The organism is Bradyrhizobium sp. SMVTL-02 (genome assembly GCF_051853005.1).
Classification (GTDB): domain Bacteria; phylum Pseudomonadota; class Alphaproteobacteria; order Rhizobiales; family Xanthobacteraceae; genus Bradyrhizobium.
Genome location: NZ_CP182469.1, coordinates 131491 through 146572, shown reverse-complemented (window position 1 = coordinate 146572; position 15082 = coordinate 131491). Strand labels below are relative to the sequence as shown.

The 15082-nt window shown below is 65.6% G+C and carries 16 protein-coding genes; 5 read left to right on the top strand and 11 right to left on the bottom strand.

Annotation, left to right across the window (positions count from 1 at the left end):
• Positions 1–33 precede the first annotated feature (33 nt).
• On the top strand, positions 34–297 hold the full coding sequence (locus ACNJYB_RS00630; RefSeq protein ID WP_439372235.1) for a hypothetical protein: 264 nt from the start codon (positions 34–36) through the stop codon (positions 295–297).
• A 4-nt stretch (positions 298–301) separates the two neighbouring features.
• Here the strand turns inward: ACNJYB_RS00630 and ACNJYB_RS00625 are convergent, their stop codons facing one another.
• The gene (locus ACNJYB_RS00625; protein ID WP_439372234.1) at positions 302–598 is read right to left on the bottom strand and encodes a DUF1330 domain-containing protein; all 297 of its coding nucleotides are present in this window, start codon (positions 596–598) and stop codon (positions 302–304) included.
• Between the two features lie 163 nt (positions 599–761).
• Between ACNJYB_RS00625 and ACNJYB_RS00620 the strand changes: the two genes are divergently transcribed.
• On the top strand, positions 762–1301 hold the full coding sequence (locus ACNJYB_RS00620) for a hypothetical protein (protein ID WP_439372233.1): 540 nt from the start codon (positions 762–764) through the stop codon (positions 1299–1301).
• Between the two features lie 306 nt (positions 1302–1607).
• Here ACNJYB_RS00620 and leuC read toward each other — a convergent pair whose 3' ends face one another.
• From leuC to ffh, 6 genes are all read right to left on the bottom strand, one after another.
• A complete protein-coding gene (leuC, locus tag ACNJYB_RS00615; RefSeq protein WP_439372232.1) occupies positions 1608–3014 on the bottom strand; it encodes a 3-isopropylmalate dehydratase large subunit in 1407 nt (468 codons plus the stop codon).
• Positions 3015–3422: 408 nt separating this feature from the next.
• A complete protein-coding gene (rplS, locus tag ACNJYB_RS00610) occupies positions 3423–3803 on the bottom strand; it encodes a 50S ribosomal protein L19 (RefSeq protein ID WP_018643929.1) in 381 nt (126 codons plus the stop codon).
• 109 nt (positions 3804–3912) lie between these two features.
• Entirely contained in the window at positions 3913–4668 is a 756-nt protein-coding gene (gene trmD / locus ACNJYB_RS00605; RefSeq protein ID WP_439372231.1) for a tRNA (guanosine(37)-N1)-methyltransferase TrmD, read from the bottom strand.
• 105 nt (positions 4669–4773) lie between these two features.
• Positions 4774–5352 (bottom strand): ribosome maturation factor RimM, encoded by a 579-nt coding sequence (gene rimM / locus ACNJYB_RS00600; RefSeq protein ID WP_439372230.1) that lies wholly within the window; start codon positions 5350–5352, stop codon positions 4774–4776.
• A 9-nt stretch (positions 5353–5361) separates the two neighbouring features.
• Positions 5362–5691 carry a 30S ribosomal protein S16 gene (gene rpsP, locus ACNJYB_RS00595; protein WP_439372229.1) on the bottom strand — a complete coding sequence of 110 codons (330 nt, stop codon included), beginning with the start codon at positions 5689–5691 and terminating at the stop codon, positions 5362–5364.
• Positions 5692–5779: 88 nt separating this feature from the next.
• Entirely contained in the window at positions 5780–7327 is a 1548-nt protein-coding gene (ffh, locus tag ACNJYB_RS00590) for a signal recognition particle protein (RefSeq protein ID WP_439372228.1), read from the bottom strand.
• Positions 7328–7786: 459 nt separating this feature from the next.
• Between ffh and ACNJYB_RS00585 the strand changes: the two genes are divergently transcribed.
• Complete coding sequence (locus ACNJYB_RS00585) at positions 7787–8851, top strand: MBL fold metallo-hydrolase (RefSeq protein WP_439372227.1); 1065 nt, start codon at positions 7787–7789, stop codon at positions 8849–8851.
• Positions 8852–9079: 228 nt separating this feature from the next.
• Here the strand turns inward: ACNJYB_RS00585 and ACNJYB_RS00580 are convergent, their stop codons facing one another.
• Both ACNJYB_RS00580 and ACNJYB_RS00575 read right to left on the bottom strand, forming a co-directional pair.
• Positions 9080–9781 carry an SIMPL domain-containing protein gene (locus tag ACNJYB_RS00580; protein ID WP_439372226.1) on the bottom strand — a complete coding sequence of 234 codons (702 nt, stop codon included), beginning with the start codon at positions 9779–9781 and terminating at the stop codon, positions 9080–9082.
• A 5-nt stretch (positions 9782–9786) separates the two neighbouring features.
• On the bottom strand, positions 9787–10545 hold the full coding sequence (locus tag ACNJYB_RS00575; protein ID WP_439372225.1) for a GyrI-like domain-containing protein: 759 nt from the start codon (positions 10543–10545) through the stop codon (positions 9787–9789).
• A gap of 233 nt (positions 10546–10778) precedes the next feature.
• Here ACNJYB_RS00575 and dapF point away from each other — a divergent pair, with 233 nt between their 5' ends.
• A complete protein-coding gene (dapF, locus tag ACNJYB_RS00570) occupies positions 10779–11654 on the top strand; it encodes a diaminopimelate epimerase (protein ID WP_439372224.1) in 876 nt (291 codons plus the stop codon).
• Positions 11654–12907, top strand: coding sequence for a tRNA (N(6)-L-threonylcarbamoyladenosine(37)-C(2))-methylthiotransferase MtaB (mtaB, locus tag ACNJYB_RS00565; RefSeq protein WP_439372223.1), 1254 nt, complete (start codon positions 11654–11656; stop codon positions 12905–12907). Before dapF ends, mtaB begins: the two co-directional genes overlap by 1 nt.
• Positions 12908–13076: 169 nt before the next feature.
• Here mtaB and ACNJYB_RS00560 read toward each other — a convergent pair whose 3' ends face one another.
• Positions 13077–14186: a DUF2336 domain-containing protein gene (locus tag ACNJYB_RS00560; RefSeq protein WP_439372222.1), complete on the bottom strand. Its 1110-nt coding sequence runs from the start codon at positions 14184–14186 to the stop codon at positions 13077–13079.
• A 164-nt stretch (positions 14187–14350) separates the two neighbouring features.
• Entirely contained in the window at positions 14351–15052 is a 702-nt protein-coding gene (locus ACNJYB_RS00555) for an RluA family pseudouridine synthase (RefSeq protein ID WP_439375767.1), read from the bottom strand.
• Positions 15053–15082 lie beyond the last annotated feature (30 nt).

Genomic DNA, 15082 nt, shown 5'->3' with positions numbered 1-15082 from the left:
AGCGAGCATCGCGGTGGCCTCGTGAGGATCGTCATGGCGAGATGGATTGCACTGGCCGCCGTTTGCGTCGCGCTTGCCGCCGGCCTGCCTCGAGTTTCCGCTTCACACAGGGTGGCGATACCCGAGGCCTCCGCGGGGATCGCGGTTTTCGATGCGCGGCGACACGCGCGAACTCCTGACATCGTACGGCCCGCCCTGCGCCGTGACCCGCGCTATTACGCGCGGCCGGTTTACTACCGTCCCTATCCTTACGGCGTGCCCGCACCCTTCGTGTTCGGCTACGGGCCGTTCTGGTGATCCGCTAGCCGGGCACCAATCCCTTCACCAGCAGCACCGTCGCCTGCGCGCCCGCCTTGCGGTCGCGCGAGATGTCTTCGTATTCGGGCGAGTTCGAGAAGGCGAGGAATGCGGCCTCGTCCGGAAACGACATCATGACGAGCTTGTCATGCGGCCAGGTGCCTTCGAGCACGCGCGGATGTTCATCGGCAGCGAGCAGCCGCCCGTTGTACTTCCTGAACACGTCGAAGAACCGCGCCTGATAGCGGTCGTAGGCCGCGCGGTCGGTCATCTTCAGTTGCGCAATCGCGTAGACGGTCATCTCGAATATTCCTCGGGCTACGACAGCGTCGTCCGGAGACTCATTCATTCATGAGGCATTCACGTCGCTGTCCCTAACTTAATCTCGGGAGCGACTGCAAATGAACAGCGGCGGCGCGAGATGCTGCGCGACAATGCCGCTGTCCACATACAGGGAGGAGTCCATGCTGAGGAGTTTGGGTCTCAGGGCAGGCCCGATGCGCGTGCTCGGGATTGCGGCCGCCGCGACGCTGATGCTGTCGGCCGGGAGCGCGGATCGCGCTGAAGCGCTCACCTTGATCAATCCGGCGACGGCATCCGCGGCGAAAGCTGCGGCCGACGATCTCGTCACGCAGGTCCGGCATGGCGGCGGCGGTGGACATGGTGGTGGCGGACATTTTCACGGCGGCGGTGGCTTCCACGGTGGCGGCGGACATTTCGGCGGCTTCCACGGTGGCGGCTTTCATGGCGGCGGCTTCCGCGCCGCGCCGGCCTTTCACGGCGGCGGCATTCGCTACGGCGGATTCCGTCATTACGGCGGCTATCACCGTCACTGGGGCTATCGCCCATATTACGGCTATCGCCACTTCCACCGGCGCTATTATTACGGCGGCTACTATCCCTACTATCACTATCCGCGCCGCTGCCGGATCATCTGGACCTATTACGGCCCGCGCCGCATCTGCCGCTGGCACCGCTGGCACTATCCGTACCGCTATTGGTGAGCACGATCGAAATGAAAAGGGCGCCGCGACGGCGCCCTTTGTCTTGATGCAGCCTAAAGCCAATCCTTCAGCTTCCACGAAGCCGACTTCCACCGCATCAAATTCTCGAGCTTCCACTGCCGCAACATCGCCGGCGGCCAGCGGCTGAGCGCGCCGCCGGTGCTGGCGCGTGACTTCGCTGATCAGATCGACATATTCAGGCTTGTTGGCCATCGCTCGCGTCCTCGCGAACCGTCGCGAGGACGCAGTGTCGTTGCAGGCGCTTAACGGCGCTTTGCCGCGATCGCTACAATTGCAGGAACCGGCTTACCGCCAATCCCTGACGTCGACGAAGTGACCAGCGATCGCCGCGGCCGCGGCCATCGCCGGCGACACCAGATGCGTGCGGCCCTTGAAGCCTTGGCGGCCCTCGAAGTTGCGGTTCGAGGTCGAGGCGCAGCGCTCTTCCGGCTTCAGCTTGTCCGGGTTCATGGCGAGGCACATCGAGCAGCCCGGCTCGCGCCATTCGAAGCCGGCCTTGATGAATATCTTGTCCAGACCCTCGGCTTCCGCCTGCTCCTTCACGATGCCGGAGCCCGGCACCACCATGGCGTTGACGTTCGCTGAAACGGTCTTGCCTTCCGCGATTTTCGCGGCCGCGCGCAGATCCTCGATGCGCCCGTTGGTGCAGGAGCCGATGAAGACACGGTCGAGCTTGATGTCGGTGATCTTCGTTCCCGCGGTCAGGCCCATGTATTTCAGCGCGCGATGCTTGGAGATGCGCTTGGCCTCGTCCTCGATCTTGTCCGGATCAGGCACGATGCCGGTGACCGAGATGACGTCCTCAGGCGAGGTGCCCCAGGTCACGATCGGCGGCAGTTTTGCCGCATCGAGGCGCAGCTCGTGGTCGAAATGCGCGCCTTCGTCGGAGCGCAGCTTCTCCCAATAGCGCATCGCCGCGTCCCAGGCCGCGCCCTTCGGCGACTTCGGCCGGTCGCGCAGGAAGTCGTAGGCCTTCTGGTCCGGCGCAACGAGGCCGGCGCGCGCGCCGCCTTCGATCGACATGTTGCAGACCGTCATGCGGCCCTCCATCGAGAGCGCGCGGATCGCGTCGCCCGCATATTCCAGCACGTAGCCGGTGCCGCCCGCGGTGCCGATCTCGCCGATGATGGCCAAAATAATATCCTTGCCAGTCACACCGTCAGGCAGTTTTCCGTCGACGGTGACGCGCATGTTCTTGGCCTTCTTCTGGATCAGCGTCTGCGTCGCCAGCACATGCTCGACTTCCGAGGTGCCGATGCCGTGCGCGAGCGCGCCGAACGCGCCATGCGTCGAGGTGTGGCTGTCACCGCAGACGATGGTGGTGCCGGGCAGCGTAAAGCCCTGCTCGGGGCCGATGACGTGGACGATGCCCTGGCGCTTGTCGAACTCGTTGTAATATTCGATGCCGAATTCCCTGGCGTTCTCGGCCAGCGCCTTGATCTGCTCGATGCTTTCAGGATCGGGATTCGGCTTGGTGCGGTCGGTGGTCGGCACGTTGTGGTCGACGACTGCGAGCGTCTTCTCGGGCGCGTGGACCTTCCGGCCCGTGGCGCGCAGGCCTTCGAACGCCTGCGGCGAGGTGACCTCGTGCACCAGGTGGCGGTCGATGTAGAGCAGGCAGGTGCCGTCGTCGGCTTCGTGCACCAGATGGTCGTTCCAGATCTTGTCGTACAGGGTGGTCGGCTTGGACATGAGCGTGAGCTCCGAACAATGTGTGAAAGCGATGAGCGCGGTTCGCGCGCGGGCAACAAAATCGTCAGCGCAGCTTTTAGGCTGCGCGGCTAAGCTCTGACGTTGCCGAGGTCGCGAAGCGTCCGAAGAACCGTCCAGGCAGCCGCGAGCGATCGTCGATGACGATGCGCCGGACGGGTGCGAAGCTGGTCAGATCTGGAAACATTCTAGAAGCTATATAGCACGCGGAAGATAAAGCGCGAGAGTTTCAGCTCGTCATTGCGACCGGAGCGAAGCAATCCAGAAACGCATCCGCGGAGACAGTCTGGATTGCTTCGTCGCAAGGGCACCTCGCAATGACTGCGGAGCCAAACAAAAAAGCGCGGAGCCGAGCCCCGCGCTTTGGAAAGACATGCCTGGTGGCGAAGCTTACTCGCCCACGGCGGCCTGGCGGTCCTGCTTCTCGACGATGCGGGCCGACTTGCCGCGAAGGTTGCGCAGGTAATAGAGCTTGGCACGACGCACCTTGCCGCGGCGCACGACCTTGATCGAGTCGATCATCGGGGAGAGCAGCGGGAACACGCGCTCCACGCCCTCGCCATAGGAGATCTTGCGGACGGTAAAGCTCTCGTTGAGGCCACCGCCGGAACGGCCGATGCAGACGCCCTCATAGGCCTGCACGCGGGTGCGGTCGCCTTCGACGACCTTCACGTTGACGATCACGGTGTCGCCGGGGGCGAATTCCGGGATCTCCTTGGTGGCGGAGAGCTTCTCGAACTGCTCTTTTTCAAGCTGTTGGATCAGGTTCATGGGTAAATCTCCATCGGCGCGCCCAGCCTTCGAAACGGGGGCTGCGTGAAATTCGTCTATCCAGCCATTGCGGATGTGGCCGCTCCTATAAGGCAACCCGGAGCGTTTGTCACCCGTCTGTCTTGTTTTTTGGCGTTTTTTGGCGACGGGGCCGATTCGGGGGCTTGGGCGGGATTTGGGCCCATAAATCGGGCCGCCGGGCTTTCGTCAGGGCCTCGGATTGCGCCCGCCGCCAAGCTGCAACCTTAGCATGGTCGCCCGAGGTCAGGATTTCCGGGATCGGGACCCCCTCGAACTGCTGCGGGCGGGTGTACTGGGGGTATTCGAGCAGGCCGTCGGAAAAGCTTTCCTCGGTTCCCGAGGCTTCCTTGCCCATCACCCCCGGCAGCAGCCGGACGCAGGCGTCGATCAGGGCCAGAGCTGCGATTTCGCCCCCCGAGAGTACATAATCGCCGATCGAGACCTCCTCCAGGCCCCTGGCGTCGATCACCCGCTGGTCGATCCCCTCGAACCGTCCGCAGACGATCAGCGGCCCGGGGCCTTGCGCAAGCTCGGTGACGCGAGCCTGGGTCAATGGCCGACCCCGGGGGCTCATCAGCAGGCGCGGCCGCTCGGGGGCAATCTCGGCTGCATCGATTGCGGCCGCCAGAACATCCGCCCGCAGCACCATGCCCGGGCCGCCGCCGGCCGGAGTGTCGTCGACGCTGCGGTGGCGGTCGATGGCGGAGGCCCGGATGTCCCGCGCCTCGATCTCCCAGAGCCCTGAGGCCAGCGCCCGGCCAGCGAGGCTCACGCCGAGCGGTCCCGGAAACATCTCCGGAAACAGCGTCAGCACCGTCGCGCGCCAGGGTGAGCGGTTGGTCATTCGATCTCAGTTCTCGTCGTCCCGGCGAAGGCCGGGACCCATAACCATCGCAGTTCGTTTTGCGATGGCTGGAACTGCCAGCTTAGCCAAAACCACGATTTGTAGTTATGGGTCCCGGCCCCCGTGCGCCTTGCGCACCAGGCCGGGGCGACTTGCGGAGGGCTCATCGTCCTCGTCCCGGTCGCCCACGACCTCCTGCGGCAGTTCGATCACCACGCGTCCGCCCTTGAGGTCGACCTCCGGCACCACCGCATTCGAGAACGGCAGCAGCATCGTCGCGCCCTTGAGCGGTGCGATCTCGATGATGTCGCCGGCGCCGAAATTATGGATCGCGAGCACGCGGCCGAGCGCCTCGCCGTCCGTAGTGACGGCGGCGAGCCCGATCAGGTCGGTGTGGTAATATTCGTCCTCGTCCGTCGCGGGCAGTTTTTCGCGCGGGACGTAGAGCTCGATGCCGTTGAGGCGCTCGGCCTCATCGCGGGTCGTGACGCCCTTGAACGTCGCGACCAGATGGTCTTTCGCCTCGCGCGCCGTCGCGACCTCGAACTGGCGCTTGCCGTCCTTGGCGACAAGCGGACCGTAGCGGCGGACGGCAAACGGATCCTCGGTGAAGGTCCATAGCTTGACCGCACCGCGCACACCATGCGCGGCGCCGATCCGCGCGACGCAGACCAGCGCCGACATGATCTAGCCTTAGCCCTTGGCGGCTTCGGCCTGCGCCTTGCGCTCCTTGCGCGGCACGGCCTTCTCGGGGTTGTTGCGCGCTTCGCGCTTCTTGACGCCGGCGGCATCGAGGAAACGCATCACGCGGTCCGACGGCTGCGCGCCCTTGGCGAGCCAGGACTTCACCTTGTCCATGTCGAGCTTGAGTCGGGTCTCGTTGTCCTTCGGCAGCAGCGGATTGAAATAGCCGAGACGCTCGATGAAGCGGCCATCGCGCGGAAAACGCGAGTCGGCGACGACGACGTGATAGACGGGACGCTTCTTGGTGCCTGCACGGGCAAGGCGGATAACGACGGACATTCAGTTCTCCTTCGGAAGTGACGTTTTGTTCGGTTGATTGGTGTTCCGCGTCACGCGAGACCGGTTGCGATCCCGCGCGACGAATCCCTCATTTCTTCTTGCCCGGGAAACCGCCGAGGCCCGGCAGCGTCGGCTTGCCGCTCAGCCCGGTCAGTCCGGGAAGGTTGGGCAGGCCGCTGCGAAGGCCGGGCGGCAGATCCTTCGGCAAATTCGGCAGGCCTTGTCCGCCGCCGCTCTGCATCTTCTCCTGCAGCGCCTTCATCTCTTCGGGTGACGGCATCTTCATGCCGCCGCCAAAGCCCATCGCCTGCGCGATGCCGGCGAGCGGGCCGCGCTTGCCCGAGCCCATGGCCTTCATCACGTCGGCCATGTTCCGGTGCATCTTGAGCAGCTTGTTGACGTGCTCGACGCTCTGGCCGCTGCCGGCCGCGATGCGCTTCTTGCGGCTCGCTTTCAGCAGGTCAGGATGACGGCGCTCGTGGCGCGTCATGGAATCGATGATCGCGACCTGGCGCTTCAAAATCTTGTCGTCGATGCCGGCCGCCGCGATCTGGTTCTTCATCTTGGAGATGCCGGGCATCATGCCCATCAGGCCGCTGATGCCTCCCATGTTGGACATCTGCAAAAGCTGCTCGCGCATGTCGTTCAGGTCGAACTGACCCTTGCGCATGCGCTCGGCGGTGCGCGCGGCCTTTTCGGCGTCGATATTGGCAGCGGCGCGTTCGACCAGCGAGACCACGTCGCCCATGCCGAGGATGCGGCCGGCGATACGGTCGGGGTGGAAATCCTCCAGTGCATCGGTCTTTTCGCCGGTGCCGATCAGCTTGATCGGCTTCCCCGTGACCGCGCGCATCGACAGCGCGGCGCCGCCGCGGCCGTCGCCGTCCACGCGTGTCAGCACGATGCCGGTGAGGCCGACGCGCTGGTCGAACGAGCGCGCGAGATTCACCGCGTCTTGGCCGGTGAGCGAGTCCGCAACCAGCAGCACTTCATGCGGGTTGGCGGCGGCTTTGATCGCCGCGGCTTCCGCCATCATCTCTTCGTCGAGCGTGGTGCGGCCGGCGGTGTCGAGCAGCACGATGTCGTAGCCGCCGAGCTTGCCGGCTTCCAGCGCGCGCTTGGCAATCTGCGGCGGCTGCTGGCCCGCGACGATCGGCAGCGTCGGAATGTCGAGATCGCGGCCGAGCACGGCCAGCTGCTCCATCGCCGCCGGGCGATAGACGTCGAGCGAGGCCATCAGCACCTTGCGCTTGTCGCGCTGGACCAGGCGGCGGGCGAGCTTGGCGGTGGTGGTGGTCTTACCGGAGCCCTGCAGGCCGACCATCATGATCGGCACCGGCGGCACGGCATTGACGTCGATGGTCTGGCCTTCGGCGCCGAGCGTGTTGATCAGCTCGTCATGGACGATCTTGACCACCATCTGGCCGGGGGTGACCGACTTGACGACGGTGGCGCCGATCGCCTGCTCGCGCACGCGCTCGGTGAAGCTGCGCACGACTTCGAGCGCGACGTCGGCCTCCAGCAGCGCGCGGCGCACTTCGCGCATCGCGGCGTCGACGTCCTTTTCGGTCAGCGCACCGCGCCCCGTCAGACGATCGAGAATGCCACCAAGCCGTTCCGACAGATTGTCGAACAATGCCGTTGTCCTGCTGCTGTCTTCCCGACGGGAAGCGCTCCGTTATTCACCGCTGTCATGCCCCGGCTTGACCGGGGCATCCAGTACGCCGCGGCACCTCGGTTCCAGCCGAGCCGCCTCTGGGATGCTGGATCGCCCGATCAAGTCGGGCGATGACCACTTCCTTGGATTAAACGATCTTCCAAAACACCTTTGCGCCCGAGGGCGCACAGCGCTGTCGGGCGTTGACCTCCGGCCTCGAGGACCGGTCGGCGGGTCGAAAAGAAAACCTTTCCGAGAAAGTGGCGGGGTTAAACGCCGCTCTCGCCCAAAAGTCAAGGAAAGTTAGGGTGCCGGGATGCCTCTGGTAGGGCAAGACTCTGAAACTATGTCCCTTTTTGCGGCGGGTTCCTTTTCTGGCGGCCCGTCCCATATAGGCCGTGATGTCTTACCACCCTGACCATCCCTAGAAGCCCGCCCGTGCCGGTCACCCGCCGCCGCCTTTTTGGACTGCTTGCCGCAGCCGGTGCCCTGGTCGGCGTCCCCTCGCTCTGGATGTCCCGCATGAAGACCTATGACGGCCCCGCCTCCGACCATTTCAACGGCCTGCACTTCTTCGATCCGGACGGGGCCCCGCCAAAGTCGCTTCGCGAGGTGCTACGCTGGCAGTTCAGCGGCAAGCGCCAGCGGGCGGCCTGGCCGGACTGGGCCCCGAGCCCGCATGCCGACACCCCGCCGGAGCGGGTCGATGGCGACAAGGTGCGGCTCTCCTTCATCGGCCACGCCAGCTGGCTGATCCAGGCCGGCGGCCTCAACATCCTCATCGATCCCGTCTGGTCCTCGCGGGTGTCGCCGGTCGCATGGGCCGGGCCGAAGCGGCACAACGATCCTGGCATCGCCTTCGAGAAGCTGCCGAAGGTCGACGTCGTGCTGGTCTCGCACGGTCACTACGATCATCTCGACATGGCGACGCTGTCGCGCCTCGCCAAGAATTTTGGCCCGCGCGTGGTCACCCCCCTCGGCAACGACGTGACGATGCGCGGCGCAGATCCCACGATCAGGGCGGAAGCGTTCGACTGGCACGACCGCGTCGAGCTCGGCGAAGGCGTCGCCGTGCACCTGGTGCCGACCCGGCACTGGACCGCGCGCGGCCTGTTCGACCGCAACAAGGCGCTGTGGGCGAGCTTTGTATTGGAGACGCCCGCCGGGAAGATCTACGTGGTCTGCGATTCCGGCTATGGCGACGGCCGGCATTTCCGCCGCGTCGCCGAGAAGCACGGCAAGTTCCGTCTCGCGATCCTGCCCATCGGCGCCTACGAGCCACGCTGGTTCATGCGCGACCAGCACATGAACCCGGAAGATGCGGTGAAGGCGCTGGCCGATTGCGGCGCCGAGGCCGCGCTCGGGCATCACCATGGCACGTTCCAGCTGACCGACGAAGCCATCGACGCGCCGGCCAAAGCGCTGGTCGAAGCGCTGGATGCCGCGAAGATTCCGCAGGAGCGATTCGTGGCGATGAAGCCCGGACAGGTGGTGGAGATTTGACGGCCCGCGGTTTAACTCCGCTGTCGCCGCACATGCAGCTCGTCGTCCCGGGGGCGCGACGAAATCGCGAGCCCGGGACGCCATAGCCACAGCGAGATGTTTGGCGAAGACTCGGAGTTGCCGACTCCGCGCACAGCCACTTCCTCTGGCTATGGGTCCCGGACCAGCGCGCGCTTGTGCTTGTCCGGGACGACAGTTGTGGTTGCCGGGCAGCTCTCAGCAATCGCCTTACGGCCCCGCCTTGATCGCCCAGCTCACATTCACCGTCACCGACAGCGTTTCCTCGCCCGGTGCGACCGCCGCAGGCGCGGCCATCGGCGCTGTTGCCATCCGTGCCTTGAACAGCGGCACCGGAGCGCCGCCTTCGGACACGCTTAGCGGCGCGCCCAGCGTGACGCCGGTGGCCTTCGCATAGATCTCGGCCTTGCGGCGCGCGTCCGCCACCGCCTGCTCACGCGCATCGTCGAGCAGCTTTGACGCCTGCGTCACCTCGAACGAGATGTTGCCGATGTCGTTCGCGCCGGCGGCAACCAACGTGTCGATGATGGTTGCCACCTTGGTCACGTCGCGGATCTTCACCGTGACGCGGTTGGAGGCGCGGAAGCCCGTTACGGGCGAGGCGCCGGTGGCTTTGTTCTGGCCGTATTGCGGCTGCAGCGACAGGCGCGAAGTCTGGTAGTCCTTCTCGGCGACGCCGGCGCCCTTCAGTGCCAGCAACACCTTGCCCATCGCGGCGTTGTTGGCGTCGGAGGCTTCCTTCGCCGTCTTGGCGTCGCTCGCGACGCCCGCGTCGATCTGCGCGAGATCAGGCGCCGCTGACACGGAGGCTTCGCCGCTGACCGAGATCGCGGCGGGAAAATCGTCGGCGCGCGCGGGCGGGGCCAGCAGCGTGGCGGCAAGGACGGCGGCGATTATTGCAGGCTTTTTCATCAGTCTCACTTCAGCGGCACGAAAACATTGATCACGAGCTTGTCCTCGGCCGTCTTCAGGGGATCGGTGAGGTACTCCTCGATGAAGGTGTCCTTGGCTTCCAGTCTCTTGTCGTCGAGGTGATTGGTGATCGCCTCATAGGTATTGTCCATGTTGTCGTACGAGCCGCGATGGACGAATTTCAGCGCCTTGCCCTCCGGCGATTTGCCGATGCTCACGTCCTTGGGCAGGTTCTTGGGATCCTGTTCGACCGGGATCTCGGCGAGGAAGGTGAAGCCGGTGTCGTCCGTCGAGGTGTAGACGATCATCGAATTGCCGGCGTGCTTGATGCCCTGCTTGTCCAGCAGCGTGTTGAGCGCCTTGAAGGCATCGATCAGCGTGTCGAAGGCGGAGTCCCAATTGGCGGTGCCCTTGACCATCACGACCTTCTTCGGCTCGAGCGTGGTCTCGAGGCCGAAGGGGTCGGCGGTCTGCACCGGGGCAGGGGTGGCGGCCGCAGCCGGCGGCGGGCTGGGCGACGCGCTGGCTGCGGGTGATGGCGAAGCTGCAGGCGCGGGCGAGGCGCTCGCCGCAGGCGACGGCGTAGCAACAGGGGCGGGCGATGCGCTCGCGGCCGGTGCCGGCGAAGCCGATGGGGCCGGCGAGGGGCTTGCCGAGGCAGCGGGCGCCGGGCTCGGGGACTGCGCCAGAGCGCCTGACAGGCCAAGCGACAAGGCCGCTGCCGGGATCAGCGCGGCCAGAGCGAGACGACGAAAACTGGTCATTTTATTCTCCCAAGGCCCCGGTTCGCCAGGGCCTCAATTCATCAAGACCTTACCCACCAAGGCCTTAACCCGGCCGCGCGTCCCGGTGCGCGCGAACTGCGCCGTTCTAACACGCGAGCGCCGCATTCGTCCCATGACAGATGCGTCATGGCCGATGTCCTGCTGGTCGTGGCAAATCACTGGCCAAGCCGCCTGGGATCACCATATAAGACGGGCGAAATTCGGGAATTTTCATGAGCGCGCTGGCCAATCACGTATTTGCCAAGATGAACGGCATCGGTAACGAGATCGTCGTTGTCGACATGCGCGACTCCGCGGCAAGGGTGACGCCTGACGACGCCCGCGCCGTGGCGTCCGCGCAGGGCGGCGTGCCCTATGACCAGCTCATGGTATTGCAGAAGCCGCGGCTCGTCGGCACCGAAGCCTTCATCAGCATCTACAACAATGACGGCTCCGAGGCCGGTGCCTGCGGCAACGGCATGCGCTGCGTGGTGCGCCGCATCTTCGAGAAGACCGGGCAAACCACGGCGACCTTCGAGACCGCCGCCGGCCTGCTCAACGCATGGCAGGGTCCGGCGCCCGATCTCTACACCGTCGACATGGGGGCGCCGAAGTTCGGCTGGCAGGACATTCCGCTGGCGGAAGAATTTCGCGACACCCGCTACATCGAATTGCAGATCGGGCCGATCGACAATCCGATCCTGCATTCGCCCTCCGTGGTGAGCATGGGCAATCCGCACGCGGTGTTCTGGGTCGACGACGTCGACGCCTACGATCTCGGCCGTTTCGGTCCGCTGCTCGAGAATCATCCGATCTTCCCCGAGCGCGCCAACATCACGCTGGCCCATATCGTCGATCGCGAGCACATCACCATCCGCACCTGGGAGCGCGGTGCGGGCCTGACCCGGGCCTGCGGTTCGGCGGCCTGCGCGACGGCGGTTGCGGCCGCACGCCTCAAGCGCGCCGCGCGCAAGGTCGAGATCACGCTGCCGGGCGGCAAGCTCGGGATCGAATGGCGCGAGCGCGACGACCATGTGCTGATGACGGGCACCGCGACCTTCGAATATGAGGGCAATTTCGATCCGGCGCTGTTCGCGCCGGTCGGGTAATGCCTGTCGACATCGTCACCTTCGGCTGCCGCCTCAACGCCTTCGAGGCCGAGGTGATCCGGCGCGAAGCCGAGGGCGCGGGGCTTTCCGACACCATCGTCATCAACAGCTGCGCCGTCACCAGCGAGGCGGTCGCGCAGGCGCGCCAGTCGATCCGCAAATTGAAGCGCGAGCGCCCCTCGGCGCGCATCGTCGTCACCGGCTGCGCGGCGCAGACGCAAAGCCAGATGTTTGCCGATATGGCCGAGGTCGATCGCGTCGTCGGCAATGACGACAAGATGCGCGGCGAAGCGTGGCAGGAAACGCGCAGCGCGTTCGACATCGGCCCGAGCGAGAAGATCGCCGTCAGCGACATCATGGCCGTGAAGGAGATGGCGCCGCATCTCATCGACGGTTTTGCCAGCGGCCTGCCGCGCGTGTTCGTGCAGGTGCAGAACGGCTGCGACCATCGCTGCAGCTTCTGCATCATTCCGTTCGGCCGCGGCAATTCGCGTTCGGTGCCGATGGGCGCCGTGGTCGAGCAGGTGCGCGCCCTGGCCGAGCGCGGCCATGCCGAAATCGTGCTGACCGGCGTCGATCTCACCAGCTATGGCACGGACCTGCCCGGCGCGCCCAAGCTCGGCATGCTGACGAAGCAGATCCTGCGGCATGTGCCTGAGTTGAAGCGCCTGCGCATCTCCTCGATCGATTCGATCGAGGCCGATCATGACCTGCTCGACGCCATTGCGGCCGATGTGCGCCTGATGCCGCATCTGCACCTGTCGCTGCAGTCAGGCGACGACATGATCCTGAAGCGCATGAAGCGGCGGCACTTGCGGCGGGATGCGATCGCGTTCTGCAACCAGGTGCGCGGCCTGCGTCCCGATGTCGCCTTCGGCGCCGACATCATCGCGGGTTTCCCGACCGAGACCGAGGAGATGTTCTCGCGCTCGCTCGATCTCGTCGAGGAGTGCGGCCTGACCTTCCTGCACGTCTTCCCCTATTCCCCGCGCCCCGGCACGCCCGCCGCGCGGATGCCGCAGGTGGCGGGTCCGGTCGTCAAGGACCGCGCGAAGCGATTGCGCGCTGCGGGAGAGGCGGCGTTGCGGCGGAGGCTGCAAGGCGAGATCGGTGCGACACGAGAGGTGTTGATCGAGAGTGAGGCGCAGGGCCGCACGGAGCACTATCTGCCGGTGGCGATTGCGGGCGAGCGGATGGGAACCATCGTGCCCCTCATGATCACCGGCAGCGATGGCGAGCGGTTGACGACGTAAGCCGGGGCCTTCTTCCTTCTCTCCTTGCGGGAGAAGGTGGCGCGAAGCGCCGATGAGGGGTTGCTTCCGCGAATTCAACTGCGTGAAGGTGCGCGCCGCGAGAGACCCCTCACCCGTCTCGCCGCTACGCGGCGAGCCACCGTCTCCCGCAAGGGGAGAGGGGAAGAGTCTACGACGCCCTTACCTGCCAGAACCTGAGCGTCCGCCTTGCATTCTCCGCCGTCATGCGCGCGTAGTGCCCCTGCGCCCTCGCCACGTCTGCAGGCTTCATCGCGCCTGTCGCAAAGCGGCTTTCGAGCACTGCGGCTGTCGTCTCCCAGCTGAGCTGGGCCGCCTTGCACGGCACCAGAAGGCCGTCTTCGCGCAGGCTCTGCATCAGTGGACGGATCACCTCGACCGTCGATCCGGACAACGCCGCCAGGGCGGCGGCGGTCTCTTCATAGCGCCGCTGCCTGGCAAAGCCGAGCAGCGTTGCCTCGTTGAGCTGGCCGGTGGCCTTGAGGCCGGCGATGGCGCGCTTGGCGCCCTCGAAATCGCGAACGCCCGACATCTCGCGCTCGACGCCGACGGTGACGGCTGCGATCGCGCTCTGGATCTCCTCGAACAGATGCGGCGGCGCGCGCGACAGCAGGCGCGTGCGCACCGCATCCGTCGCCGAGCGCAGCAATTGGCGGCGCAGCTCCGAAGGCAGGTCGACACGAACGCCGACACTCACGGCGAGCTCGGGATCGCTTTCGGCCTGGCCGACGATGACGGCAAATCCGTTTCCGGAGACGCGCGCGCCGGGATTGGCGGCAAGTCGCCGGCTGACGCTGGGATAGCGCCGCGCCAGCAGCGCATCGGTGACGATCTCCTTCAGCCACCAGCGACCGGCAACCGCGAGCAGATGCGGCTCGCTTTTGCTGGAGGCGATCTTCACCAGCTCGCCATCGTCGAGGCGCGCTGATTCCTGCAGCACGGGGCCGGCGATGCGGATCTCGTCATTGTTGGCGAGGCGGCGGATCACGGAAGGCGGCGCCTGGGCGATCGGTGCGAGCTGCATGCTGATCTCGGCCAGCGCGACGCGTGCGCCCATGTCGGCAATCGCGCGCAGCTCGATGGTGCGAATCAGGCGCTCGAGCACGTCGTCAAACAGCGCGATCAGCTCGTCGCTAAAACTGCCGGCGGAGGACAGGAACAGGTCGGTGACGCGGCGCGCCGTTTCCAGGCCCTTTTCCGGCGAGCCGATCCGAAGTGCGGATTCGACCTCGTCGATGATCGATAGCTCGGCCTTGGGCATGAAGCGCGGCTCGTCCTGAGCGGATTGACGGAAGCTTGTTCTAAGCAACCGTGATCATTAGAGGCGAGCACTGAACGTTTCGTAAACCATGGGGCCATGAGAACGAGGTGTCACCGCGGAGACGCTGCGCTCCCTCTCCCGCGAGCGGGAGAGGTAAACGACAGCTACTTCCCGTTCCATCCGCAGGCCCTGAGCTTCTCGTGCATATGCGGCGGGGCCGGGGCCACCACGCGGACCGGCTCCTTGTTCCGGGAGATCGGCACCACGATCTCGCGTGAATGCAGGTGCAGCTTCGGCTCGCCGAAGCGCGGGCCGTTGCCGTAAATGTTATCGCCGAAGATCGGCCATCCGCTCTCGGCCGAATGCACGCGTAATTGATGGGTTCGCCCGGTCACCGGTTCCATGGCGAGCCAGGTGAAACCGTCCGCCCGGCCCATCACCTTCCAGTTGGTGATCGCCTTCTGCCCGTCCGGGTCCGGCTTCTGCCACCAGCCGCGTTCCGCATTGAGCCTGCCAAGCGGCATGTCGATGCTGCCTTCATCTTCAGCAGGGCCGCCCTCGACCACGGTCCAGTAGGTCTTGCCGATCTTGCCGTGCTTGAACAGCAGCCCGAGCGATGCGGTCGCCTTGCGATGGCGCCCGAGCACGAGGCAACCGGAGGTGTCCTTGTCCAGCCGGTGCGCAAGCACCGGCGGCCGCGGCAGGCCGAACCGGAGCGCGTCGAAGGAATCCTCCAGATTGGGGCCGCCCTTGGGGCCGCGATGCACCGGCAGGCCGGCCGGCTTGTCGATGATCAGCATCAGCCCGTCGCGATGGAGCACGCGGGCCAGGATTTCATCGGCGGTCAATTCGGGAACATCGAGCAATTGCAAGACTTTCGGTCAAGGCTTTCGTTT

Excerpts from the sequence above, each read along its gene's own strand:
- ACNJYB_RS00630 (WP_439372235.1), top strand. The coding sequence starts at position 34 with ATGGCGAGATGGATTGCACTGGCCGCCGTTTGCGTCGCGCTTGCCGCC.
- ACNJYB_RS00625 (WP_439372234.1), bottom strand. The coding sequence starts at position 598 with ATGACCGTCTACGCGATTGCGCAACTGAAGATGACCGACCGCGCGGCC.
- ACNJYB_RS00620 (WP_439372233.1), top strand. The coding sequence starts at position 762 with ATGCTGAGGAGTTTGGGTCTCAGGGCAGGCCCGATGCGCGTGCTCGGG.
- leuC (WP_439372232.1), bottom strand. The coding sequence starts at position 3,014 with ATGTCCAAGCCGACCACCCTGTACGACAAGATCTGGAACGACCATCTG.
- rplS (WP_018643929.1), bottom strand. The coding sequence starts at position 3,803 with ATGAACCTGATCCAACAGCTTGAAAAAGAGCAGTTCGAGAAGCTCTCC.
- trmD (WP_439372231.1), bottom strand. The coding sequence starts at position 4,668 with ATGACCAACCGCTCACCCTGGCGCGCGACGGTGCTGACGCTGTTTCCG.
- rimM (WP_439372230.1), bottom strand. The coding sequence starts at position 5,352 with ATGTCGGCGCTGGTCTGCGTCGCGCGGATCGGCGCCGCGCATGGTGTG.
- rpsP (WP_439372229.1), bottom strand. The coding sequence starts at position 5,691 with ATGTCCGTCGTTATCCGCCTTGCCCGTGCAGGCACCAAGAAGCGTCCC.
- ACNJYB_RS00580 (WP_439372226.1), bottom strand. The coding sequence starts at position 9,781 with ATGAAAAAGCCTGCAATAATCGCCGCCGTCCTTGCCGCCACGCTGCTG.
- ACNJYB_RS00575 (WP_439372225.1), bottom strand. The coding sequence starts at position 10,545 with ATGACCAGTTTTCGTCGTCTCGCTCTGGCCGCGCTGATCCCGGCAGCG.
- dapF (WP_439372224.1), top strand. The coding sequence starts at position 10,779 with ATGAGCGCGCTGGCCAATCACGTATTTGCCAAGATGAACGGCATCGGT.
- mtaB (WP_439372223.1), top strand. The coding sequence starts at position 11,654 with ATGCCTGTCGACATCGTCACCTTCGGCTGCCGCCTCAACGCCTTCGAG.
- ACNJYB_RS00560 (WP_439372222.1), bottom strand. The coding sequence starts at position 14,186 with ATGCCCAAGGCCGAGCTATCGATCATCGACGAGGTCGAATCCGCACTT.